This window comes from Micromonospora thermarum (assembly GCF_012034245.1).
GTDB classification, from domain to species: Bacteria; Actinomycetota; Actinomycetes; order Mycobacteriales; family Micromonosporaceae; genus Micromonospora; species Micromonospora thermarum.
This window is the reverse complement of the sequence record NZ_JAATEO010000020.1, coordinates 94,615-112,624: the sequence shown is the minus strand read 5'-3', so window position 1 is coordinate 112,624 and position 18,010 is coordinate 94,615. Positions and strand designations below refer to the sequence as shown.

Annotated in this window: 20 protein-coding genes; 13 read left to right on the top strand and 7 right to left on the bottom strand. The window is 74.4% G+C overall.

From position 1 onward, the window contains the following. Window positions 1-43: 43 nt before the first annotated feature. The 3 genes from HCJ94_RS19125 to HCJ94_RS19115 are packed head-to-tail and all read left to right on the top strand — an operon-like array spanning window position 44 to window position 2,910. A complete protein-coding gene (locus HCJ94_RS19125) occupies window positions 44-913 on the top strand; it encodes a carbohydrate ABC transporter permease (RefSeq protein WP_168002386.1) in 870 nt (289 codons plus the stop codon). A gap of 52 nt (window positions 914-965) precedes the next feature. Next, the gene (locus HCJ94_RS19120) at window positions 966-1,433 is read left to right on the top strand and encodes a DUF5818 domain-containing protein (RefSeq protein WP_168002385.1); all 468 of its coding nucleotides are present in this window, start codon (window positions 966-968) and stop codon (window positions 1,431-1,433) included. A gap of 58 nt (window positions 1,434-1,491) precedes the next feature. Then, window positions 1,492-2,910 (top strand): RtcB family protein, encoded by a 1,419-nt coding sequence (locus HCJ94_RS19115; RefSeq protein ID WP_168002384.1) that lies wholly within the window; start codon window positions 1,492-1,494, stop codon window positions 2,908-2,910. A gap of 11 nt (window positions 2,911-2,921) precedes the next feature. Here the strand turns inward: HCJ94_RS19115 and HCJ94_RS19110 are convergent, their stop codons facing one another. Further along, window positions 2,922-3,350 carry an archease gene (locus HCJ94_RS19110; RefSeq protein WP_309227343.1) on the bottom strand — a complete coding sequence of 143 codons (429 nt, stop codon included), beginning with the start codon at window positions 3,348-3,350 and terminating at the stop codon, window positions 2,922-2,924. A 148-nt stretch (window positions 3,351-3,498) separates the two neighbouring features. On the opposite strand from HCJ94_RS19110, the gene HCJ94_RS19105 reads away from it, so the two are divergent. From HCJ94_RS19105 to HCJ94_RS19095, 3 genes are read left to right on the top strand one after another with little or no spacing between them, the layout of a single operon-like run. Further along, the gene (locus HCJ94_RS19105; protein WP_168002382.1) at window positions 3,499-5,034 is read left to right on the top strand and encodes a multicopper oxidase family protein; all 1,536 of its coding nucleotides are present in this window, start codon (window positions 3,499-3,501) and stop codon (window positions 5,032-5,034) included. Window positions 5,035-5,085: 51 nt separating this feature from the next. Continuing rightward, window positions 5,086-5,703: an MBL fold metallo-hydrolase gene (locus HCJ94_RS19100; protein ID WP_168002381.1), complete on the top strand. Its 618-nt coding sequence runs from the start codon at window positions 5,086-5,088 to the stop codon at window positions 5,701-5,703. A 1-nt stretch (window position 5,704) separates the two neighbouring features. Beyond that, window positions 5,705-6,325 (top strand): mycothiol transferase, encoded by a 621-nt coding sequence (locus HCJ94_RS19095; protein WP_168002380.1) that lies wholly within the window; start codon window positions 5,705-5,707, stop codon window positions 6,323-6,325. A gap of 58 nt (window positions 6,326-6,383) precedes the next feature. On the opposite strand, the gene HCJ94_RS19090 is transcribed toward HCJ94_RS19095, so the two are convergent. Then, window positions 6,384-7,076, bottom strand: coding sequence for a B3/B4 domain-containing protein (locus HCJ94_RS19090; RefSeq protein ID WP_168002379.1), 693 nt, complete (start codon window positions 7,074-7,076; stop codon window positions 6,384-6,386). A 12-nt stretch (window positions 7,077-7,088) separates the two neighbouring features. Beyond that, entirely contained in the window at window positions 7,089-7,700 is a 612-nt protein-coding gene (locus HCJ94_RS19085) for a LysE family translocator (RefSeq protein WP_168002378.1), read from the bottom strand. Between the two features lie 29 nt (window positions 7,701-7,729). Here HCJ94_RS19085 and pdxR point away from each other — a divergent pair, with 29 nt between their 5' ends. Next, window positions 7,730-9,214 carry a MocR-like pyridoxine biosynthesis transcription factor PdxR gene (pdxR, locus tag HCJ94_RS19080; protein ID WP_168002377.1) on the top strand — a complete coding sequence of 495 codons (1,485 nt, stop codon included), beginning with the start codon at window positions 7,730-7,732 and terminating at the stop codon, window positions 9,212-9,214. Window positions 9,215-9,446: 232 nt separating this feature from the next. Beyond that, window positions 9,447-9,797: a nitroreductase/quinone reductase family protein gene (locus HCJ94_RS19075; protein WP_168002409.1), complete on the top strand. Its 351-nt coding sequence runs from the start codon at window positions 9,447-9,449 to the stop codon at window positions 9,795-9,797. Window positions 9,798-9,824: 27 nt separating this feature from the next. On the opposite strand, the gene HCJ94_RS19070 is transcribed toward HCJ94_RS19075, so the two are convergent. Next, a complete protein-coding gene (locus tag HCJ94_RS19070) occupies window positions 9,825-10,829 on the bottom strand; it encodes a helix-turn-helix transcriptional regulator (protein ID WP_309227342.1) in 1,005 nt (334 codons plus the stop codon). A gap of 44 nt (window positions 10,830-10,873) precedes the next feature. On the opposite strand from HCJ94_RS19070, the gene HCJ94_RS19065 reads away from it, so the two are divergent. After that, window positions 10,874-11,353 carry a hypothetical protein gene (locus tag HCJ94_RS19065; protein ID WP_168002375.1) on the top strand — a complete coding sequence of 160 codons (480 nt, stop codon included), beginning with the start codon at window positions 10,874-10,876 and terminating at the stop codon, window positions 11,351-11,353. After that, window positions 11,353-11,811 (top strand): hypothetical protein, encoded by a 459-nt coding sequence (locus HCJ94_RS19060; protein ID WP_168002374.1) that lies wholly within the window; start codon window positions 11,353-11,355, stop codon window positions 11,809-11,811. The genes HCJ94_RS19065 and HCJ94_RS19060 overlap by 1 nt, the downstream gene beginning before the upstream one ends. An 18-nt stretch (window positions 11,812-11,829) precedes the next feature. On the opposite strand, the gene HCJ94_RS19055 is transcribed toward HCJ94_RS19060, so the two are convergent. Beyond that, window positions 11,830-12,480, bottom strand: a complete 651-nt coding sequence (locus HCJ94_RS19055) for a TetR/AcrR family transcriptional regulator (protein ID WP_168002373.1) — start codon at window positions 12,478-12,480, stop codon at window positions 11,830-11,832. Between the two features lie 114 nt (window positions 12,481-12,594). Between HCJ94_RS19055 and HCJ94_RS19050 the strand changes: the two genes are divergently transcribed. The 3 genes from HCJ94_RS19050 to HCJ94_RS19040 are packed head-to-tail and all read left to right on the top strand — an operon-like array spanning window position 12,595 to window position 15,912. Then, the gene (locus HCJ94_RS19050; protein WP_168002372.1) at window positions 12,595-14,082 is read left to right on the top strand and encodes a flavin-containing monooxygenase; all 1,488 of its coding nucleotides are present in this window, start codon (window positions 12,595-12,597) and stop codon (window positions 14,080-14,082) included. Then, a complete protein-coding gene (locus HCJ94_RS19045; protein ID WP_168002371.1) occupies window positions 14,075-15,010 on the top strand; it encodes an SDR family NAD(P)-dependent oxidoreductase in 936 nt (311 codons plus the stop codon). The genes HCJ94_RS19050 and HCJ94_RS19045 overlap by 8 nt, the downstream gene beginning before the upstream one ends. Next, window positions 15,007-15,912, top strand: a complete 906-nt coding sequence (locus HCJ94_RS19040; protein WP_168002370.1) for an alpha/beta fold hydrolase — start codon at window positions 15,007-15,009, stop codon at window positions 15,910-15,912. Before HCJ94_RS19045 ends, HCJ94_RS19040 begins: the two co-directional genes overlap by 4 nt. Here the strand turns inward: HCJ94_RS19040 and HCJ94_RS19035 are convergent. Both HCJ94_RS19035 and HCJ94_RS19030 read right to left on the bottom strand, forming a co-directional pair. Continuing rightward, window positions 15,907-17,031, bottom strand: a complete 1,125-nt coding sequence (locus HCJ94_RS19035) for a low temperature requirement protein A (RefSeq protein WP_168002369.1) — start codon at window positions 17,029-17,031, stop codon at window positions 15,907-15,909. The two genes, HCJ94_RS19040 and HCJ94_RS19035, sit on opposite strands and share 6 nt — an antisense overlap. Before the next feature lie 68 nt (window positions 17,032-17,099). Beyond that, complete coding sequence (locus HCJ94_RS19030; protein WP_168002368.1) at window positions 17,100-17,987, bottom strand: glycosyltransferase family 2 protein; 888 nt, start codon at window positions 17,985-17,987, stop codon at window positions 17,100-17,102. Window positions 17,988-18,010 lie beyond the last annotated feature (23 nt).

The following is an 18,010-nucleotide window of genomic DNA, read 5'->3' as shown; positions in this document are numbered from 1 at the left end:
GCGGACCCGACCGGACACCCGCTCCCGCCGGCAGTTGGCGTTGATGCTGGCGCCGTACCTGGTCGGCCTGGTCGGGCTGGTGCTGCTGCCGGCGGCCGTCACCCTCGCCCTGGCGTTCACCGAGTACGACCTGGTGAACGCGCCGAGCTGGGTGGGGCTGGACAATCTCGTCGCTCTGGTCGACGACCCCGTGTTCCGGGTGTCGCTGACCAACTCGCTGGTGTTCGCGCTGGTGGCCGTACCCCTGCGGCTGCTGCTGGCCCTCGGCCTGGCGCTGCTGCTGCACCGCCGGGCGTTCGGGGTCGGCACCGCCCGCGCGGCGGCCGTGCTGCCGACCGCGGTGCCCGAGATCGCCTACGGCCTGCTCTGGCTGTGGCTGTTCAACCCCCTGTACGGCCCGATCAACCAGCTGCTGCGGGTCGGCGGGGAGAACGGGCTGACCGCGCTGGGCCGCACCCCGCCGCAGTGGCTGACCGACCCGACCGACGCCCGCGCGGCGATCATCCTGATGAGCGTCTTCACGATGGGGGAGACGTTCGTGGTGCTGTTGGCCGCGCGGCGGGCGCTGCCCCGTGACGTGTACGAGATGGCCGCGTTGGAGGACGCCACCGGCTGGGACGTGTTCCGCCGGGTCACGCTGCCGCTGATGGCACCGGTGCTCGCCCTGCTGGCGGTGCGCGACGCCATCGCGAGCCTGCACTTCTCGTTCGTGCCGGCGTACGTGGTCACCGACGGGGGCCCACCCCCGTACGCCACCACGTACCTGTCGCTGTTCATCTACCGCACCGGGTTCGAGTACCTGCGCTACGGCTACGCGGCCGCGGCGACGCTGGTGATGATCCTGCTGACCGTGGCGGCGGTGGTCGTGCAGTGGCGCCTGGTCCGCCGGTACCGGGGCTTCTACGGGCTCTGACCGGGGGACCGCCCCGGTTGCCACCGAGTCCGACGTGACGGAAGTTGGTGTCATGCGCAGAGCATCGGTCCTGCTGACCGCCGTCGGCCTGCTGTGCTGGCTGACCGCCTGTTCGTCCGCACCGGACACCCCGGAGGCCGGCCCGTCCGGCCCGTCGCCCGCCGGTACGCCCTCGCCCCCGCCCGGCCCTACCGCCACCGCCCGACCCGAACCGGCCGGCCGCGAGTCCGGGACGTCCGGCGCTCCCTCCGCCGCGCCGATCCCGTCCGGCACCGGTGAGGTGCCCGGCCCGCTGCCGTTCGGAGCCCGCACACTGACCGGCACCGTGGAGCGCGTCGGGGAGTGCACCATGCTGCTGGTCGGGGAGCGGCGCTGGGCCCTGAGCGGCGAGGAGGCGGCGGCGCTGCGCCCCGGCGCCCGGGTCACCGTGCGGGGCGCGATCGCGCCGCTCCCGGCCGGCTGCGGCGACCGGGAGGACATCGACCAGACGGTCGCCGTCACCCGCGTCGAACCCGCCTGACCGGCCTCCCTCGGCCCCCGGGGCGTGTAACACCGGCCGCACCGGGTAGGTCGCGCGGATGGAGTTGGTCGAGGAGTCGCCCTACCGCTTCCGCATCGACCGGCACGACCCGATGCGGGTGCCGGGCGTGGTGTTCGCGTCCGAGTCGCTGCTGCCCGACGCCGGGGCGGACAAGTCGCTGGAGCAGGTGGCCAACGTCGCCACCCTGCCGGGCATCGTCGACGCCTCGTACGCCATGCCCGACATCCACTGGGGCTACGGCTTCCCGATCGGCGGGGTCGCGGCCACCGACGTCGAGCACGGCGGGGTGGTCTCGCCGGGTGGGGTGGGTTTCGACATCTCCTGCGGCGTCCGGCTGCTCGCCGCCGACCTGGACCTGGCCGGGCTGCGCCCGAAGCTCGGCGCCGTGATGGACGGCCTGGGGGAGGCCACCCCGCGCGGGATGGGGAAGGGGGCGGTGTGGCACCTGTCCAAGGGTGAGGAACTCGACGCGGTGCTGCGCGGCGGGTCCCGGTACGCGGTCGAGCGCGGCTTCGGCGTCGAGCGGGACCTGGAGCGCTGCGAGGACTACGGCGCGGTGGACGACGCGAACCCGGCGCAGGTGAGCGAGCGGGCCATCGAGCGGGGCGCCCGACAGGTGGGCAGCCTCGGCTCGGGCAACCACTTCCTGGAGGTGCAGGCGGTCGAGGAGGTCTACGACGAGGCGGTGGCCACCGCGTTCGGCCTGCGGCCGGGTCAGGTCACCGTCATGATCCACAGCGGTTCCCGGGGCCTGGGCCACCAGATCTGCACCGACTACGTCCGGCAGATGGAGAAGGTGATGCGCCAGTACAACATCCACGTGCCGGACCGGCAGCTCGCCTGCGCACCGGTCGACTCCCACGAGGGCCGCGCCTACCTCGGCGCGATGGCCGCCGCCGCCAACTACGCGCGAGCCAACCGGCAACTGCTCGCCCATGCCGCCCGTACGGTCTTCAGCCGGGTCACCGGCAGCCGCCTCGACCTGGTCTACGACATCTCGCACAACCTCGCGAAGATCGAGACCCACGGGACCGACGGGGACTCCCGGCGCCTCTGCGTCCACCGCAAGGGCGCGACCCGGGCGCTGCCGCCGGGGCACCCGGAGCTCCCCGACGACCTGCGGGACGCCGGCCAGCCGGTGCTGATCCCGGGCTCCATGGGCACGGGTTCGTACGTCCTCACCGGGGTGGCCGGCTCGCCCGCGTTCGCGTCCACCTGCCACGGCGCGGGTCGGGTGCAGAGCCGCAAGCAGGCGGTCAAGGCCGAGCGCGGCCTCGACCCGCGCCGCCAGTTGGAGGACCAGGACATCGCGGTACGCGGCGCCTCGCGGCGCGGGCTGGCCGAGGAGATGCCGGCGGCGTACAAGGACGTCTCCGCCGTGGTCGAGGCGGCCGAGGGGGCGGGGCTGTGCCGGAAGGTGGCCCGCCTGGTGCCGATCGGCGTGGTCAAGGGCTGACCGACGGGGCCTCACACGTCGAGGGTCACCGCGCAGGACCAGCCCGGCCCGTCGGGGCCGAACCGTAGCTCGTGCAGGGCGACCGCCTTGGGGACCGCCCCGATCAGCTCCAGCGCGTCGGTGCCGACCGTCTGCCAGCGCACCCGCAGCCCGCCGTCGCCGTCGTCGGTGACCTCGGTGCGCAGCGGCAGCTCCCCGGTGGTGTCCATCCGGAAGATCACCTCGTCGAGCACGTCCACCAGCAGGTCCTGGTCGTCGGCGGGCGGGGTGTGGAACTCCCGGTCGGCGGCCGGGCGGGCCCCGCCCGGGTCGGTGAAACTGTCCACCAGGGCGGTGACCGCCTCCGCCACGCAGGCCTCCCGTGTCGGCGCCCAGGCCTCGATCCGCACGTCCGCGGTGTGCGGGACGCACCGGTGGCCGCGTTCCGGTCGGGAGTCCACACCCCGATCATCCGGCACCGCGGCACCCGGCGGGGCGGGTTGCCCTCCGGGGCATCCCGGAGAGAACCCCGGAATTCGGGCCGATGGGGTGGCTTCCCGCCCGATAGGAAGCGAGACTACAGGTACCGACCCTACTGGAGGTGCCATCGTGGCCGCCCGACGACGACCCCTGGTCCGGCTCCTGCTCGGCCTGCTCGCCGTCAGCCTCGTCCTCTGCTGCGGCGGGGTGGCGGCCGGCGGCTGGGCGTACAGTCGGGCCGGCACCGACACCGTCGACCAGGTCGGCTTCGCCCGCCCGCTGGCCGTCCCGCCCCTCGCGGAGTCGCGGGTGGACGAGCGCGGGCGGCGGGTCTTCGACCTGCTCGCCCGCGACGGGCGACGGGACTTCCACGGCGACGGCCGGCTGACCCGCACCGCCGGCTTCGACGGCGACTATCTCGGGCCCACCCTGCGCGCCCGGCGCGGTGAGCAGGTGGTGGTCAACGTGGTCAACCGGCTGGCCGGGCGCACCAGCGTGCACTGGCACGGCATGCACCTGCCAGCCCGGATGGACGGCGGGCCCCACCAGATGATCCGGCCCGGCGCCACCTGGTCGCCCACCTGGACGGTCGACCAGCCGGCGGCGACGCTCTGGTACCATCCGCACCCGCACGGCGAGACGGAGGACCACGTCTACCGCGGCCTCGCCGGCCTGTTCCTCGTCGACGACGACCGTGAGGCCGCCCTGCCGCTGCCGCGGCGCTACGGTGTCGACGACGTCCCGGTAATCGTGCAGGACCGGAGCTTCTCCGGCGACGGGCAGTTCCGCAAGACCCGCAACATGATCAACGCGATCGGGGTGCTCGGCGACACGCTGCTGGTCAACGGCACGGTCGGGCCGTACCTCGACGTGACCACCGAGCGGGTCCGGCTGCGGCTGCTCAACGGCTCCACCGCCCGGCTGTACAACTTCGGCTTCGCCGACGACCGGCCGTTCGACCTCATCGGCAGCGACGGCGGGCTGCTCCCGCGCCCGGCCCGGCTCACCCGCGTGCAACTGTCACCCGGCGAGCGCGCCGAGATCGTGGTGACCGTCCGGCCGGGGGAGCGGGTCACCCTGCGCAGCACCGCCCCGGACCTGGGCGCCGGCTTCCTCGCCGACCGCTTCGCCGGTGGCCGGGACCGCTTCGACGTGCTGCAACTGCGGGCCGCCGACCGGCTCACCCCGTCACCGGCCGTGCCCGGCACGCTGGTCCCGATGGAGCGGATCGACCCCGACGCGGCGAGCGCGACCCGCCGCCTGGAGTTCGCCGGCCGCGCCATCAACGGCCAGTCGATGGCGATGGACCGCATCGACTTCGCCGCCACCCGGGACACCACCGAGGTGTGGGAGGTGGTGAACATCGACGGCACACCGCACAACTTCCACGTCCACGACGTGCAGTTCCAGGTGCTCTCCGTCGCCGGGGCGGCCCCGCCGCCGGAGCTCGCCGGCTGGAAGGACACCGTGTACCTGGCGCCCCAACGACCGGTCCGGATCGCGATGCGCTTCACCGACCACAGTGACCCGGACGTGCCGTACATGTACCACTGCCACCTGCTGTACCACGAGGACGCCGGGATGATGGGTCAGTTCGTGGTCGTCGAGCCGGGCCAGCGACCGGGCCGCCCGCCCGCGCACAGCGCCCACGGCGGGCATGGCTGAGGCGGCCGGCGTGGGCCACCGCGCCGCGGCCGGACCGCGTACGGTCGGCCGATGCGGATCACCAAGTTCACCCACTCCTGCGTCCGGATCGAGCACGACGGGCGGGTGCTCGTGATCGACCCGGGCACCTGGAGCGAGCCGGCGGCGCTGGCCGACGCCGACGCGGTGCTGGTCACCCACGAGCACACCGACCACATCGACGTGCTGCGGCTGGCCGGCCTGGGCGTGCCGGTCTTCGCCCCGGAGGGAGCCCGGCTGCCCGCGTCCGCGCCGCTGCCGGTGACCCGGGTCGGCGCCGGGCAGCGCTTCACCGCGGCCGGGTTCACGATCACCGCCACCGGTGGCCGGCACGCGACCATCCACGGTGGCCAGCCGGACTGCGCCAACCTGGGCTACCTGGTGGAGGACGCCGTCTACCACCCGGGGGACTCGCTGCACCCGCCCGGCCGGCGGGTGCACACGCTGCTCGTTCCCGCGCAGGCGTCCTGGCTGAAGCTCACCGAGGCGATCGACTTCGCGGTCGCGGCGGGCGCGGCCCGCACGGTCGCGATCCACGACGCCCAGCTCAACGACCGGGGGCTGGCCAGCGTCAACGGCTGGTTCGGCGAGACCGTCCCCGGCTACCGGTACCGGAGAACCGGCGAAACGATCCCACCCGAGGAGGAGTGACATGTCGCTGACGACGTACGCGGCCGACGAGCGGGAGATGCTGCTGGCCTTCCTGCAACGCCAGCGGGACCAGGTGGTGTGCGCCGTCGCCGACCTGCCGGAGGAGGCGCGCCAGGTCGCCACAGCCGGTGGGCTGACCGTCCCCCGGCTGGTGGGCCACCTGCGCGACGTCGAGCGGTGCTGGCTGCGGCGGTGGTTCGCAGGCGAGAAGGACCTGCCCGCGTTCGGCCTGGACACCGACGACGTGGGCGCGCCACCCACCCCGGACCGGGTGCCGCTGCCCGAGCTGGTCGAGGCGTACGTGGCCGAGTCGCGCCGCTGCGACGAGGTGGTCAACGCGCACGGCCTGGACGACGTGGCGGCGAACGGCCGGCACACGCTGCGGTGGATCCTGCACCATCTCGTCGCGGAGACCGCCCGCCACCTCGGTCACCTCGACCTGCTGCGCGAGGCGGCCGCCGGTGGTGGCGCGGACGGCACGGCCGACCATCGTGCGACCGTCGCCACCGCCGGTGAGGCCGCCGCCGGAGGGGTGGCCGGCGGCCGGGCCGGTGCCGACCGCACCGGCGACGAGGGCCCCCGTGGCGAGGCGCCGCCCGTCGCGGCGTCCACACCGGCCTGAGCGGTCGGGCCGCGAGCCGAGGTGTCGCCCGTCGCGGTGCCCCCGCCGGCCCGAGCGGTCAGGCCGCGAACCGGGGCGTCGCCGCACCGAGCAGCGCGCGCCGTACCGCCACGCCCCAGCCGCGCGTCAGCTCCCCGGCCAGGGTGTCCAGCAGCCGGGGCACGTCCCGGTCCGCGCCGGCGTGCATCGCCTCGACCACGACGAGGATCCGGCTGGTGCCGTCGCGCACCGCCGACCAGCCGCTCTGCCGGTTGGTCCAGCGCCGCGCGTGCGCCCGCCCCGCCTCGTCGGCGAAGACGACCTCGTCCGGGTCGGGGTGCTCCTCGGCCCCGGTGAACGTCAGGTACCGCTCGTCGCCCTGGGCGTGCCGCACCTCGATGCCGCCGGCGACGTGGTCGACGTCGAGGATCCCGACCGGGATCGCGTACGCGGCGGACACCGCGTTGCCCAGGTCCACCAGGGGGTGCAGCACGGGCAGCGTGCCCTCGGTACGCAGCCGCCGCAGCAGGGACTCGGAGGCGCAGCGGTAGCGGGTCGGGGCCAGGCCCATCCGGGCGAACGCCCGCCGCCACGCCTGGATCTCGGGGAAACCGCCCTCGCTTCCGGTGGTCAGCCGCTCCCGGGCCACCGCGTGCAGATCGGCGACGGGCAGGTCGACGCGGGGCTCGCCGGCCACGCCCTCGGCGTACAGGACGCCGACGACGAGGTCGGGGTGCTCCGCGCGGATCCGTGGCGAGTGCTGGAAGTACACGTCGTCCTCCCGTCAGGCGTCGGCGCGGGCCAGCAGCAGGCCCAGCGCGAGGAAGGAGCCGGCGACGCCCCGGCGCAGCCAGTCGGCCACGCGGGGCCGGTCCAGCACGTGCCGGCGGACGGCGGCGGCGCAGAGCCCGTACGCCGCGAACACGACCAGGCTCACCAGCATGAACACCGCGCTCAGTGCGAGCATGGCGGGCACCGCCCCCGGCCGGTCCGGGTCGACGAACTGCGGCAGGAACGCTACGAAGAAGATCGTCAGCTTGGGGTTGAGCAGGTTCATCAGCACCGCCGACCCGACCGTCCGGGCCGCCGACCGGGGCACCGGCTGTGCGGTGGCGGCGATCGCGTCCCGGTCGCGCAGCGTCGCGACGGCCAGCCAGAGCAGGTACGCCACGCCGAGGTACTTGAGCAGCCCGAAGGCGAGCGCGCTGGAGTGCAGCAGGGCGGCCAGCCCGGTCACCGCCGCCGCGAGGTGCGGCACGATGCCGACCGTGCAGGCGAACGCGGCGACCAGGGCGGCCCGGCGGCCACCGGACAGCGCGGCGGAGAGGGTGAACAGCACCCCGGCGCCGGGGGTGGCGACCACGACGAGGGTGGTCACCAGGAAGGCGATGGTCATGTGCCCACCCTGCCGGGCAGGATGGTCCGGTGAGCAGAGCCAAACCGGCCCCCGACGGTAGGACCAAAGCGGCCGTCCCCGGGTCGGACTTCCTGCACCTCGACGTCACCGACGCCCCGCCCGGCGGTCGCGCGGACTGGCTCGCCGGCCGGCTGCGCGCCGCCATCGCGGACGGGCGGATCCCCGTCGGGAGTCGCCTTCCCGCCACCCGCGTGCTCGCCGCCGACCTCGGCGTCTCCCGGGGCGTCGTGGTCGAGGCGTACCAGCGGATGGTGGAGGAGGGGCACGTGGCCGGCCGGGGGCGCGGCGGCACGGTGGTGGTCGCGGCGCCGGCCGTGCCGCCGGCCCCGGTTCCGGCCGCCGCGCCGGTCCCGGCCCGGCCGTTCCCGCCGGCCCCCGGCACCGACATCTTCGACGCGGTACGCGCGGCGCCCGCCCGCATCGACCTGACGCCCGGCGTACCCGACCTGGCCGCCTTCCCCCGCGCGGACTGGCTGCGCGCCGAGCGGACCGTGCTGCGGCACCTCGTCGCGTCGGACTTCGGCTACGGTGACCCGCGCGGCGCGCCCGCGCTGCGGCGGGCCGTCGCCACCTGGCTCGCGCGCTACCGGGGTGTCACCGTCGACCCGGCCGACGTCATCGTCACCACCGGCGTCTCGCAGGCGCTCGGCCTGCTGGCCCAGGCGCTGCGCGGCGCCGGTATCACCCGCGTCGCGGTGGAGGATCCGGGGTCGCTCGGCGTGCGCCAGCAGCTCAACAACTGGCGGGTGGAGACCCCGCCGGTCCCGGTGGACGCGGCCGGCGTGCGGGTGGCCGACCTGGTCGCCTGCGGCGCGCCGGCGGTGATGCTCACCCCGGCGCACCAGTTCCCGACCGGGGTGGTGCTCGACGGGGACCGCCGCCGGCAGCTCGCCGCCTGGGCGCGGGCCGGCGGTCTGGTCATCGAGGACGACTACGACGCCGAGCACCGGTACGACCGGCCGCCCGTGCCGGCGCTGCGCGCGACGCTGCCCGAGAGCGTCTGCTACGCCGGCAGCGTGTCGAAGCTGCTCGCGCCGGCGCTGCGGATCGGCTGGCTGCTCGTGCCCGACCGTCACCGGGCGGCCGTGGTCGACGCCCGGCGCAACGCCGACCTGGGCAACGCGGTGCTGCCGCAGCTCGTGCTCGCCGAGCTGATGACCTCCGGGGGGCTGGAGCGGCAACTGCGGCTGCTTCGCCGCCGGCACGTCCGGCGGCGGGACGCGATGATCGCCGCGATCGCCCGCCATCTGCCCGGCGCGACCGTGCACGGCGCGGCGGCCGGGCTGCACCTGACGGTCACCCTCGACGGGGACGTGCCGGACACGGACGTGGCGACCGCGGCGCTGGAGCGCGGCGTGAAGGTCCAGCCGCTCTCCTGGCACCGGCAGCGGCCCGGGCCGCCCGGTCTGGTCCTCGGGTACGCGGCCAACCCGGCGACCGCCATCGAGGAGGGCGTCGCCGTCCTCGGTGCGGCGTACCGGTCCCGCCGATGATCGACTCGACATGCAGGAAGTCGGGGTGTCCCGGTCGTTCGGACACCCCGACTTCCTGCATCCCGAGTGGATCTCCCGCGCGCCGCGCGGGCGGCGGCCGAGTTTCTGCCCTGTTCCGCCGGCACTGACCCGGCCACCCCGGGCCGGTCTGGCGGAACCGACGCCGGGCCGGCCGTCCGGTCCATAGCCTGACACCAGGAGCAGGTCCGAGGACGGGAGAGCCAGCGTGAGCATGGAGGCGGCCAGAGACGCCTTCGCCGGCGAGCAGGAGGTCGAGATCACCGTGACCGGCCGGAAGACCGGCCGGCAGATCTCCCACCCGGTGTGGTTCGTGCAGGAGGAGGAGAGCATGTTCCTGGTGCCGATCACCGGGTCGGACAGCGACTGGTACAAGAACGTCCGGAAGACCCCGATGATCGAGGTGTCCGCCAACGGCACCGCGGTGAACGGCCCCGCCACACCGATCACCGACCCGGACCGGGTGGCGCACATCGTGGCGATGTTCGGCGAGAAGTACGGCCCGGACCAGGTGGCACAGCACTACCCGAAGCGCGACGTCGCCGTCCAGGTGCCGCTCGGCTGACGGACCGGCACGTCGGCGTTCGCGGCGTCAGCCGGCCACGGCGGACGAGCCGGTGGAGGTCGCCGCGTAGAGCGCGGCCAGCCCGGCGGCGGTGGCCGCCAGGCGGGCCCGCAGCTCGGGAGGGGACAGCACCTCCACGTCGGCGCCGAGCCGCAGCAGGTCGCCGTGCGCGTGGGTGAGCGACTCGATCGGCACCACGGCGGTCACCCAGCCCGCGTCGTCGGGCGGGCCGGCGGACCCCTCGGCGGCGGCGACCACCACGTCGCTGGCGATCTCCCGTAGCCGTTCCCGGCCTCGTGGCGAGAGCCGGATCGCGGCCTCGTCGCGGTGCAGTCCGGCCCGGAAGTGCACCACGTGCGCCCGCCACCAGGCCGGCAGGTCGAACCCGGCGGGCCGGTCGAAGTCCTCGTCGAGCGGGGTGAGCGCCAGGATCTGACTGACCCGGTAGGTCGCCGCGCCATCCCGCCCCGGTCGGCCGGCCACCACGTACCACCGGCCGCCCTTGAGGACCAGGCCGTACGGCTCCAGCGTCCGCTCGGTCTCCCCGTTCCAGCTGCGGTAGCGCACCGCCACCCGGCGCTGCCGCCACACCGCCTCCGCCACCTCGGCGAGGTGTGGCGAGGCGTCGCCGTCGGCGTACCAGCCGGGCGTGTCCAGGTGGAAGCGCTGCTGGAGTCGCGCCGCGCGGTCGGCCAGCGCGGACGGCAGCGCGGCGTGCAGCTTCCGCTGCACGGTGGCGACCACCGCGCCGTAGCCCAGCTCGGCCGCCGGCCCGGGCAGGCCGGCCAGGAAGAGCCGCTCCGCCTCCTCGGCGGTCAGCCCGGTGAGCCGGGTACGCCACCCGTCGACCAGCTGGTAGCCCCCGGCGTGCCCGGCCTCCCCGTACAGCGGGATGCCGGCCGCGTGCAGGGACTCGACGTCGCGGTAGACCGTGCGGACGGAGACCTCCAGCCGCTCGGCGAGCTGCGCGGCGGTCATCCGGCCGTGCGTCTGGAGCAGCAACAGCAGGGAGAGGAGTCGACTGGCCCGCACTCCACTGACACTACGTGTCAGGGAAGCCTCCGTACCGTCCCGGCATGGCATTTCGCGACAAGGAACTCCGCGTACCGGCGCCCGTCACGGTGGCCGGACGGCGTGTCAAGCGGTACCACATCGATCAGCCGGAGCGCCCGCTCGAACCGGAGGCGGAGCGGGCGGCGTACGCGTTCCTGCCCCGCCTGCTGCCGCCCGCCGGTACCGACGGGACCCCGCCCGTGAGCTGGGTGGTTCTGCACCGGGGTGCGGACACCGGGGCGTACCTGCTCGCGTACACCTGGTTCTTCGACAACGTGGTGGAGGCGCACGTCGCCGAGGCGGGCCAACCGGCGATCGGCTGCCCGGACGACGACCCGACGCACTTCGTGGAGATGCGCCGGCCGGTGGCGGGCTGCGTCTGGGAGTTGGGCGTGCTGGAGCACGAGCGGGCCGCCTGGATCCGGCACGTGCTCGCGCCCGAGCAGCCGGACGTCGAGGCGTACGTCGCCGACACCCGGGCCGAGGGGCCGGTGGGGCGCTGATGGGCGACTTCGACTTCTTCGTCGGCACCTGGGACGTGGCGAACCGGCGGTTGACCACGCGGCACGTCGGGAGCGACGACTGGGACGAGTTCCCCGGCCGCAGCGTGGCGCGGCGGTTCTTCGACGGCGCCGGCAGCTTCGACGAGATCACCTTCCCGACGCGGGGGTTCTCCGGCGCCACCGTCCGGATCTTCGATCCCGCCGCCGGCACGTGGTCGATCTACTGGGTGAACAGCCGCCGAGGGGTGCTGGAGGTGCCGCCCGTGGTCGGCCGCTTCGTCGACGGCGTGGGCACCTTCTACGCCGACGACGTCGACGAGGGCCGGCCGATCCGCTGCCGGTTCATCTGGTCCCGGATCACCCCGACCTCCTGCCGCTGGGAGCAGGCCTTCTCGACCGATGCCGGAGACACCTGGGAGACCAACTGGACGATGGACTTCACCCGGGCGTCGGACTGAGTCCGGGCGCCGGGTCTCTCAGGACGGTGCGGGTGTGGCGTTGCGGTAGATGGCGGCCAGCCACACGTCGAGGAGCACGGCGACCACGTCCGGCTCGGCGACGGCCGGGCCGTCGCCGGCGAACGTCGCGTACCAGACGCGCTCGTTCATCGAGTTCAGCGCGATGGCGAGGTCCCGGGCGGGCAGCCCGTCCGGGGCCGCGCCGCGGCTGCGCTCCGCGTCGATCGCCGCCTCGATGGCCTGGACCCACCCCTCCATGACCGTCGCCCAGAGCCGGCGCACCTCCCCGTTGGTGCCGCGCACCTGGGCGCAGGCCAGCACCACCGCCCGGTGACCGCCGAACGTCTCGTGGAACCGGTGGATCAGCTCCCGCCACCGTGCGCGCGGGTTCTCGGCGAGCCGGTCCAGCACGTCGCCGGCGGCCGCGTTCGCCTCCTCGATGACCCGGTCGAGCAGGGTCAGCAGGACGGCGTTCTTCGACGGGAAGTAGAAGTAGAACGTCGGCCGGGAGATCCCGGCGCCCCGGGCCAGGTCGTCGATCGAGATGTCGGCGAACGTCCGCTCGCCGAGCAGCCGCTCGGCGGTGGCGAGGATGGCCGACTCCCGATCGTCCCCTGAGGAGCGCGCCGTGCGGCGACCCCGGGGGGACGAGGTCGCGATGGGCGTCATGACCGTGGATGTTACACCCGGTCGACAGGGTGTCGATTGTTCTCGACAGGGTGTTGACGCGTGTCGACGGCGGTGGATAGTGTCCGGCACCACCGCCTCGTCACGGGAGACGACATGGCCACCACCGACCACGTCGACGTGCTCATCGTCGGTGCCGGCCTCTCCGGCGTCGGCGCCGCCTGCCACCTGCGGCGCAACTGTCCGGACAAGACGTACGCCGTGCTGGAGGCCCGGGGCGCGATCGGCGGCACCTGGGACCTGTTCCGCTACCCGGGCATCCGGTCGGACTCGGACATGTTCACCCTCGGCTACTCGTTCAAGCCGTGGACGAACCCGAAGGCGATCGCCGACGGGCCCGCCATCCGGCAGTACGTCCGGGAGACCGCCCGCGAGTACGGCGTCACCGAGCACATCCGGTTCCACCACCGCGTGGTCCGCGCCGAGTGGGACAGCACCACCGCCCGCTGGACCGTCCACGCGCACCGGACCGACACGGGCGAGGACGTCCGGCTGACCTGCTCGTTCCTCCACACCTGCTCCGGCTACTACCGCTACGACGAGGGCTACACCCCCGACTTCCCGGGCGTGGAGCGGTTCACCGGGCGGGTCGTGCACCCGCAGCACTGGCCCGACGACCTCGACCACGCCGGCAAGCGGATCGTCGTGATCGGCAGCGGCGCCACGGCGGTGACGCTGGTGCCCGCGCTGGCCGAGCAGGCCGCCCACGTCACCATGCTCCAGCGCTCACCCACGTACATCATGGCGCTGCCCTCGCGCGACGTCGTCGCCGACGCGCTGCGCCGCGTCCTGCCGGAGCGGGCCGTCTACCCGGTGGTCCGCTGGAAGAACGTCCTGCTCGCCACCGCGAACTTCCAACTGAGCCGCCGCGCCCCCACGCTGGTGAAGCGCCTGCTGCGCCGGGCCGCGCGGGGCCGGCTGCCGGTCGGGTACGACGTCGACCGGCACTTCTCGCCCCGCTACGACCCGTGGGACCAGCGCCTGTGCGTGGTGCCCGACGGCGACCTGTTCGACGCGATCCGGCGGGGCCGCGCCTCGATCGTCACCGACACCGTCGAGACCTTCACCGAGACCGGCGTCCGGCTCACGTCGGGGGAGGAGCTGGCGGCGGACGTCGTCGTCACCGCCACCGGGCTCAACCTGCTCGCCTTCGGCGACACCGTGCTCACCGTGGACGGCGAGGACGTCGACCTGGCCGACACCGTGGCCTACAAGGGCATGATGCTCTCCGGCGTCCCCAACTTCGCGATGACCATCGGCTACACCAACGCCTCCTGGACGTTGAAGGCCGACCTGGTCGCCACGTACGTGTGCCGGCTGCTGGCGCACCTGGACCGCACCGGCCAGCAGGTCGTCACGCCGCTGCCGCCGCCCGACGGCGACCTGCACCCGATCATCGACCTGACCGCCGGGTACGTGCTGCGCAGCGTCGACGCGCTGCCCAAGCAGGGCGCGCGGGCGCCGTGGCGGCTGCACCAGAACTACCCCCGGGACGTGCTGCTGATGCGGTACGGCCGGCTCACCGACGAGGGCGTCCGGTTCTCCCGGGCCGGCACGCCGGAGAGGAGCATCGTCCGTGCGTAGGTTCGACTTCACCGCCGCGACCGCCGTGGTCACCGGCGCCGCCAGCGGGATCGGCGAGGCGCTCGCCCACGGGCTGGCCCGGCGCGGCAGCGATCTGGTCCTGCTCGACCGCGACGCGCGGCGCCTCGACGCCGTGGTGGACGCGATCCGCGCCGCCCATCCGGACCGGCGGGTGACCACGTACGTCGTGGATCTCGCCGACGCCGCCGCGACCGCTCGGGTGGCCGAGGAGATCCGGGCCCGGCACCCCCGGATCCGGCTGCTGGTCAACAACGCCGGTGTCGCCCTGGGCGGCCGCTTCGACCAGGTGACCCTGGACGAGTTCCAGTGGGTCATCGACATCAACTTCCGGGCGGTCGTGCAGCTCACCCATGCGCTGCTGCCCACCCTGAAGGCGGAGCCCGGCTCCCACCTGGTCAACGTCTCCAGCCTCTTCGGGCTGATCGCGCCGCCCGGGCAGGCCGCGTACTCGGCCAGCAAGTTCGCCGTGCGCGGCTTCACCGAGGTGCTGCGGCACGAGCTCGTCGACGACGGCATCGGCGTCACGTCCGTGCACCCGGGCGGGATCGCCACCCGGATCACCGAGAACGCCCGCGTCGGCAGCGGCGTCTCCAGCGAGGAGTACGAGGAGGGCCGGCGGCAGTTCGACAAGCTGCTCAGCATCCCGCCGGCGAAGGCCGCCGAGGTGATCCTGCGCGGCGTGGAGCGGCGTCGCGGCCGGGTCCTCATCGGCTGGTCGGCGAAGCTGCCCGACGTGCTCGCCCGCATCGCACCCGCCTCGTACGGGAAGCTGCTACGGGCCGGGCTCAACCGCGCGGCCGGCGACCCGGCCCGCCGCCTCACCACGACGTCCGCGCCCCCACCGATCCCGGCCGCCCGGCAGCCGGAGACGGCGCCGGCGACCGACCCGGCGGGAGACCTCGCGTGAGCACCACGGAACCTGCCTCCTCGGCACGCCCCCGCCCGCGTCACGTCACCGTCGCGGGGCGGCGGGTCTGTCACCGGGTCGACGGTGACGGCCCGCCGGTGGTCCTGCTGCACGGCATCGGGCGGACGATGCGCGACTTCGACGACCTGCACGAGCGGCTCGCGCAGCGGTTCCGGGTGCACAGCGTCGACCTGCCCGGCTACGGCGGGTCGCTGCCGATGACGGCCCCCTACACGCTGCCCGAGCTGGCCGGCTTCGTCGGCCGCTACCTGGACGTGGTCGGTGTGGACCGGCCGGCGCACCTCGTCGGCAACTCCCTCGGCGGCGCGGTCGCCATGCAGTTCGCGGCCACCGAGCCGGCCCGGGTGGCCAGCCTCGGGCTCATCACGCCCGCCGGCTTCGGCAGCGAGGTGACGATCCTGCTGCGGCTGCTCGCGCTGCGCCCGTTCGGGCGGCTGCTGCTGCGGCCCAGCCGGTGGTCGGCGCGCCGCGCCGAGCGCGCCCTCTTCCACGACCCGGCGTTCGCCACCGCCGAGCGGATCGCGTACGCCCTGGAGATCGCCCGCCAGCCGCACGCCGCGCGGGTGATGCTGGAGACCGCCCACAACCTCGGCACCCTCCGCGGGGTCAGCCCGCAGTGGCGGGAGGACCTGCTGGCCCGGATGGAGAAGCTCGATCTGCCGACGCTGATCGTGTGGGGCGACCGGGACCTGATCCTGCCGGCGACGCACCTGGAGGCGGCGCGGGCGCGGCTGCCCCGGGCCCGCACCCACCTGTTCCGCGACTGCGGTCACATGCCGCAGATCGAGCGGACCGAGGAGTTCCACCGCATGCTGCTCGACTTCTGGGAGGAGGGTTCCCCGGCCGAGGTCCCGGTCGACGGCGACGCCGTCCGGTCATGACGCCGCCCGGATCTCCCGCTGCCGGACCAGCACGGTGACCACCACGAGCGCGAGGAGCGACGCCGCCACCAGGTAGACCGATCCCGGTGTCAGCGGGGCGAGCAGCACCAGCGCCGCGGTCACCGGGAACGCCACCACCACGGAGGCGCGCTGCTGTCCCCAGATGTGCAGCACCCAGACGGTGAGCAGGTACACGGCCACCGGCACGGCCACCGCGTACCCCACCACCGTCCCGGTGACGTGCCCGATGTGGCGTCGGTGGTCCACCGCCACCTCCAGCCCGGCGCCCACGGCGGCGATGCCGGCGAAGACCAGGTAGTGGCCGTAGCCCCAGGTCAACCCGCGGGACAACCGGGGGGACACCCGGATCTCGCGGTCGAAGTACAGCCACCAGAGCGCGTAGACGATCAATGCGCCGGCCGCCGCCAGGTGCCACAGCCCGGTGTCGCCGGCGTCCACCCCGGTCTGCACGGCGATCGAGGTCGCCAGCACCACCTCGCCGAGCACGATCAGGGTGAACAGCCCGTACCGCTCGACGATGTGGCGGGGGTGCCACGGCGTCATCCCGGGTCGCTCGGCGACCACCGGCACGAGCAGGTCCGCCACCACCAGCAACACGAAGGAGGGCGTCCTCCAGTCGTCGGGGAGCAGCAGCCGCAGCAGCCAGCCCGCCTGCACCAGACTGACGCCGATCCCGTACCGGAGGTCGGCCGCCCGATGGCCGGGGTCGCCGACCGCCGCCCGGATCCACTGCGTGACGGCCGCGAGGCGCATCACCACGTACCCGTACGTGATGACGCTGAAGTCGTTCTCGACGAAGGCGCGGGGCACGCCGGCGGCCAGGATCAGCGCGCCGCTGATCTGCACCAGCGTGGTGATCCGGTAGACGTCGTCGTCCGTGTCGTACGCGGAGGCGAACCAGGTGAAGTTCATCCACGCCCACCAGATGGCGAAGAAGAGCATCAGGTAGCTGCCCACCGCCTCACCGACGTGTCCCTCGGACAGCTCGTGGTGCAGGTTGGCCGCCGCCTGAGCGACCGCCACCACGAAACAGAGGTCGAAGAAGAGCTCCAGCGGCGTCGCCGAGCGATGCTCCTCGTCGCGCTCGTGGGCCCTCATCGGCCGGTACCACGGCCGCAGGCCGCCCGTCGTGGTCACCCCGCAAGGCGGCCCGCGGACGCGACGGGTCAGTTCCCCGCCGACACCGCCGCGGCGACCGGCGCCGGCTCGGCGGCCACATCGCGCTCCAGCAGGCGCAGGGCCGCCTCGACCTCGTCGGGCAGGCGGCGGCGGTGCCGTACCACCCAACCCAGTGCCCGGCCCGCGTCGAGCAGCCCCCGCCGGCCGGCCGGGTTCCGCAACGCGTCGGCAGCCGCGCGCAGCACCACCCCGGTGGGGCGGCGCAGGGCGGCGGTCAGCACCCGGTTGCGGGCCTCGATCCGGTGCCGCTCGTCCCGGTTCCGGCCCGCCGGCAGCGGCAGGTGGTGGGCGACGACGTCCTCGACGTACGCCAGCTGCCAGCCGGCCGCGGCCAGGTCCATCGCCAGCAGCGCCTCCTCGCCGTACGTCCCCAGGCGCTCGGTGAACCCACCGACCTGCCGGACCGCCGCACGGCGCAGCACCACCGCGCAGGCCGGGAAGCCCAGCACCGACGGGCCCGGCGCCCCCGGTCGGGTGCCCAGCGGCGACCGGGCCATCTCCGCCGACACCGGGTCGAGCCGCCCCTCCCGGCCGACGCGGACCTGCCCGGCGATCAGCCCGGTACCCGGGTGGGCCCGCAACACTCGCACCGCCTCGGCCAGCGCGCCCGGCGCCCAGTACGAGTCGTCGTCGGCGAACGCGACGAACGGCGTGCCGGCGAGTTCCACGCCGACGTTGCGGGCGGCCCCGGCACCGGCGTTCCGGCCCAGTCGCACCACCCGCACCCCGGGGAAGGCGTTCGACACCGCCTCGGGCGTGCCGTCGTCCGAGCCGTTGTCCACCACGATCACCGGCGCCTCGTGCCGGGCCAGCGTCTCCAGCAGCCGCGCGCGCCGGTTGCGGGTGGCCACGACCACCGTCACGTCCTCGGTCATGGCGGCCCTGCTACCCAAGGGCG